General features: G+C 62.6%; 2 protein-coding genes, 1 tRNA gene and 1 pseudogene. 2 read left to right on the forward strand and 2 right to left on the reverse strand.

What is annotated here, in order from left to right; translation table 11 throughout:
• Positions 1 to 391: 391 nt before the first annotated feature.
• Positions 392 to 1,219: a helix-turn-helix domain-containing protein gene (locus ACLP25_RS04040; protein WP_442467945.1), complete on the reverse strand. Its 828-nt coding sequence runs from the start codon at positions 1,217 to 1,219 to the stop codon at positions 392 to 394.
• 437 nt (positions 1,220 to 1,656) lie between these two features.
• Between ACLP25_RS04040 and ACLP25_RS04045 the strand changes: the two genes are divergently transcribed.
• A tRNA-Gln gene (locus ACLP25_RS04045) sits at positions 1,657 to 1,731 on the forward strand.
• A 279-nt stretch (positions 1,732 to 2,010) separates the two neighbouring features.
• Positions 2,011 to 3,864, forward strand: coding sequence for a GmrSD restriction endonuclease domain-containing protein (locus tag ACLP25_RS04050; protein ID WP_442467946.1), 1,854 nt, complete (start codon positions 2,011 to 2,013; stop codon positions 3,862 to 3,864).
• 230 nt (positions 3,865 to 4,094) lie between these two features.
• Here the strand turns inward: ACLP25_RS04050 and ACLP25_RS04055 are convergent.
• A pseudogene (locus ACLP25_RS04055) lies at positions 4,095 to 4,925 on the reverse strand (AmpG family muropeptide MFS transporter); the annotation flags it as partial.

The raw sequence follows: 4,925 nt of genomic DNA on the forward strand, positions 1-4,925 counted from the left end.
TAGTGGGTCCGCTTCCACGTCCAGAAAAACTTTTTGTAGCTTAAGCACAGACATTATCCGGTAAAACCGCGAAAGACCCCTCTTACTATCTACCAAAGCTCGCCGAAGCACTGGCGTTGAATGGGAATTTGAAAGAGGCCCGGGCGGTGGGCGGGCAGGTCCGAGATGGCGACGAGCAGCTCAGCGCGCTGGCAGGCGCCTTGCGTGGATTTACTGTCGGTCGGGATCCATCGATAGGGAAGAGTTTAACTACGGAGACACGCCGGAGGTCGTGTACGTAGTGCCGCGGGCACAGTCCTACGCTTCTGGATAGGCAACGGTATTTTTTTCAGACATCCCTTTACCCCGCCCGACAGGGACGCGCCGCGGTTCTGGCGCCGGGCTCATGATATCAGGGCCTTGGGCGCCCAAATCGTCCCGGATTCGCTTTCGTCTGCGCCAGGCGTGGGCGCGGCGACAGCGCGACGGCGGGCTCGTCCGCCGCCGCAAAGCCGGCCTCGCCGCGCTCGCAGCGCACGGGCCCGACACGCTGCAGTTCTGGCGCCGGCGCTGTAATTTCAGGGTCTTGGGCGCCCAAATCTGTCACGATTTCGCTTTCGCCGGCGCCGGGCGTGGGCGCGGCGACAGCCTCGGCCGCCGCGGCGTCACCAGGCCCGCCGCGCTCGCAGCGATCGACCGGGACGCGCTGCATTTCCGGCGCCGTCCCGGTCATCTCAAAACGCCGGGCGTCGGAATTGGCGACCCATTCTTCTATCCCCGAGGGGGCCTCGGCGAGCGGCGGCGCCGCCCGGGTCAGCTGGAGCGGCGGCGCGGGCGGAGGGCATGGAACTGCGGTCGGCGCGGGGGGCTGAGACGAGAGCGCTGCGAGCCCGTGATAACGGTCGAGCGCGTTGACCACCTTCACCAGCGGGCCGATCGCCTTCAGGTCTCCGCTGTCGAGGGCCGCGTCCGCAAGCCGCAAAGCCTTCATCAGCCGGGCGACCTGCAGATGCACGTAGCGGTCCGGCGCATCGAGCCGGCGCTCGGCCAGCGCCCGATCGACCTCGCGCCGGATCGTGCGCGGAGAAACCTTGCGCAGCTCGGCGATCTGCTCGACCGACCATCCGGCCGCCAGCGCCTCGAAGATGACCTGGCGGAGGGCGGCCTTCGCCTCCCGCCGCTTTCTCGCCGCCGAACGACTCGTGGCCCGTTCCGCTAAAACACTGGTATGTTCCATCATCGCCCTGCCTCGTTTCGGCGGCTCATCATCATGGCATTATGCATTTTCCCTTTTCCAGAAACATTTTGCTTCAAGATTCGCCTAAGCCATTGAGATAAAACGATAAATTGAACGTCCGGCGCATGCGGGGCTGACCGCCGCTCCTCCTCACGCCAGCCCCGGCGCCGAAGGGTCGGCCGGAGCCAGGCGCATTGCTGGTTCGTCGAATCGCGTTCTGTAGACGCGGTTGACCGCGTCCCCGCGCTCGGCGAGCGCGGCGCCAATGCGGCGCCTTTCCAACCGCAATCTGACCTTAAGGCCGCCGGCGTCGAACGTGGTTTTCCGGCCTCGGGCCGGAGGGCGGCGACCGTGGAAAAATCGGGCTTTTCGCCATTGCGATGCGCCGGGACGCAAACTATTGTCCGCCGCGCTTTCCGCCGGACCTTTCGGCGGCGGATTGGGGCGTCGCCAAGTGGTAAGGCAGCGGATTTTGATTCCGCCACGCGGAGGTTCGAATCCTCCCGCCCCAGCCAGGATTTTCAGCCGACGCGCGTTCGCACGTTTGGCTAACCCTTGAAAATACGCACGCTTAGTCAAGCGCTTACAGCCACGCTAACAGTCGTGCGTGCAGCGGACAACCGGAAGCGACGCCGCGCACACGACGGATGCGCTGCAACTAGGTGGACGGCGGTCGACCCACAGAGCACATCTCAGCCTCGTTCGAGAAACGTGTTAACATGACGTTCGCGACCCGCGAGGAGTAACTGACGCGACCACATCCGAGTCGCCATACATTGACGGAGCTAGCGCGTATGTCCCGTGTTTCGTTTGATAGCACGAAGCTACCCCTGGACGAGATTCTGAAGAAGGCAAGTACCGGGCTCTTGCAACTGCCCGATTTCCAGCGCGGATGGGTTTGGGACGATGAGGGGCTACGGGGACTTCTAGCGTCGGTTTCGAAGTCGTTCCCCGTCGGCGCTCTGATGACCTTGCAAACGGGCGGTGAGGTGAACTTTAAGCCACGCCTGATCGAGGGGGCACCCGCTAACAACAACGGTGTTACACCGGACGCCTTGCTGCTCGACGGACAGCAGCGGATCACCTCCCTCTTCCAGACGACGATGCGGAAAGAGGTGATTGAAACCATAAATGCCAAGAAGCAAAGGATCGACCGCTTCTTTTACATCGACATGGCGAAGGCGCTGGACGATGGCGCGGACCGGATGGACGCCATTGTCGGAATCCAAAAGACAAAAATCGAAACGAGGAGTTTCGGCAAAGATATCGTCCGCGACCTCTCCAACCCAGAGCAGGAATACGCCCTCTGCATGTTCCCCACGAACTGCATTTTCGATTCCGACGAGTGGCAGATGGGCTTTATCAAGCACTGGGGCTATAACAAAGATAAGGTGGAATTCTGGTTTAACTTCCAGAACGAGGTGCTGGCCGCATTCAAGCAGTACCAGATGCCGGTGATCCAGCTTGGGAAAGGTACCAGCCGGGAAGCTGTTTGCCTTGTCTTCGAAAAAGTTAACACTGGCGGCAAGAAGCTCGACGCCTTTGAACTGCTCACGGCAATATACGCGGGCGAAGAACCCGGCTTTATGCTGCGGGAAAAATGGGCCGGGTGCTCGAAACGGTTGGCCGAGTCCATCGCGGTGAAGGAGAACCCCCTGACCCGTCTTCAGGCCACCGAGTTCTTCCAGGCGCTCGCCCTGGTCCACACCTTCGACCGTCGGAGGACGCACGTCACGTCGGGCGCTGACGGGGACGCACCGCCCGTAATCTGCACGCGCGCCACAGTGCTCAGCATCCCCCTGGCCGCCTACAAAAAGCACGCGGATCGACTCGAAGAGGGGTTCCGCAAGGCTGGTAAGTTCCTGTTCGGCCAGCATATCTACTGGTTCAAGGACATTCCCTATCAGTCTCAACTCGTTCCGCTCGCCGCCATCCTCGCCCAACTCGGAGAGCGTTGGGAGTTTGACGCGGTCCGAGCTAAACTGGCGCAATGGTATTGGTGCGGCGTTTTCGGAGAGCTTTACGGCGGCGCCATCGAAACTCGCTTTGCTAAGGATCTGGTCGATGTCCTTGCCTGGATCGACGGCGGTACCGAGCCCACAACGGTAAAAGACGCCGCGTTCCGAGCGGAGCGCCTCGATACTATGACGTCTCGCCTATCCGCCGCCTACAAAGGCACCCACGCACTGCTCATGAAAGAGGGGGCGCAGGACTTCAGATCGGGCCAACCCTTCAACCAAGCCAGCTATTTCGACGAGGCTGTCGACATCCACCACGTCTTCCCGCGCGCATGGTGCGATAAGGCGAAAATCGGCCGCGACAAATACGATACAATTATCAACAAAACGCCCCTCAGCTACAAGACGAACCGCGTCATCGGCGGTGACGCACCGTCGGTCTATTTGACCGGTTTGGCGAAGAAAGGTGGGGTGACAGGACCATCCATCGACGGGCACCTGCGCTCCCACATGATTGAACGCAGCCTGCTCCGCGCCGACAACTTCGACGGCTTCATTAAAGCGCGGCGGGAGTCTCTGCTGTCCTTGATCGAGCGGGCAATGGGCAAGGTCGCCTATCGCGGGGAGGCGACGGACGAACCCGAAGGCGAACAGGTGATAGACGAGGCCGAGGCGCTTGAGTTCGCCTGAGGCTTTCGCTTGGATGCTGCGATACGCGCCGCAAAGCGCGCACCAAAGCCGGGAGATATGGACTGAGTAAGGCGGCCCAAACTCGTTCGCCTCATTCTGGTCCCCGGCCGCGAGGACGCGCGAGCGCGCGAACTATCGCGCTTTCCGCCGGCCCGTTCCGGCGGCGGATTGGGGCGTCGCCAAATGGTAAGGCAGCGGATTTCGATCGCTCCCGGCCCCAGCCAAACACGTCACACCCCCGCCGGCGCCCCGGTCTCCTGCCCTTGCATCCGCCATACCGTCAGGCTCAGTGTGACGACGGGAAGGCCGATCGCGGCGGTGGCGAGGAAGAATCGGACATAGCCGAACTCGTCGACCATCACCCCCGACAGACCGCCGATGAGCTTGCCGGGCAACGCGTAAAGCGAGGACAAGAGCGCGTATTGGGTCGCGGCGAAACCGGGCGAGACGAGCGACGACATATAGGTGATCAGCGCCGCGCCGGCGAAGCCGGAGGCAAAACTCTCGACGCTGACCGCAAGGGTCAGCAGCGGCAGGCTCGCTCCCTTTGACGCGAGCAGGGCAAGCGACAGGTGCGACGACGAGGCGGCCACGCCGCCGAGGATGAGCGAAGGCATCAACCCGAACCGCGCCACGGCCATGCCGCCGCCGAACGCGCCCGCAAGCCCGATCCACACGCCATAGAGTTTTGACACCGTGGCGATGTCGGACTTGGTGAAGCCGAGATCAATGTAGAGCGGATTGGCCATCACCCCGGACACGTAATCGGGCAGCCGATAGATCGCCACCAGCGCGAGGATCGCGATCAGCGTTGAGCCGTAGCGGCTCAAAAGATCGCGGAGGGGCTCGACGAACGAGACGGCGAAGGAAACGCCGCCCCGGTTTGCCCGCGGCCGGTCGAGCTTGGGCGACAAGAGACAGGCGCCCATGCCGACGAGCGTCAGGCCCGCCATGGCGAGATAGGCGGCGCGCCAGCTCGCGAAATCGGCGACGTAGAGCGCGCCCGCACCGGCGCACAGCATCGCCAGGCGATAGCCGAACTGGTAGACCGCCGACATCAT

It is taken from the genome of Roseiarcus sp., assembly GCF_052145395.1.
Taxonomy (GTDB): domain Bacteria; phylum Pseudomonadota; class Alphaproteobacteria; order Rhizobiales; family Beijerinckiaceae; genus Roseiarcus.

Bases quoted from the DNA above. Each gene is read 5' to 3' on its own strand.
- ACLP25_RS04040 (WP_442467945.1), bottom strand. From the start codon at position 1,219: ATGATGGAACATACCAGTGTTTTAGCGGAACGGGCCACGAGTCGTTCG.
- ACLP25_RS04050 (WP_442467946.1), top strand. From the start codon at position 2,011: ATGTCCCGTGTTTCGTTTGATAGCACGAAGCTACCCCTGGACGAGATT.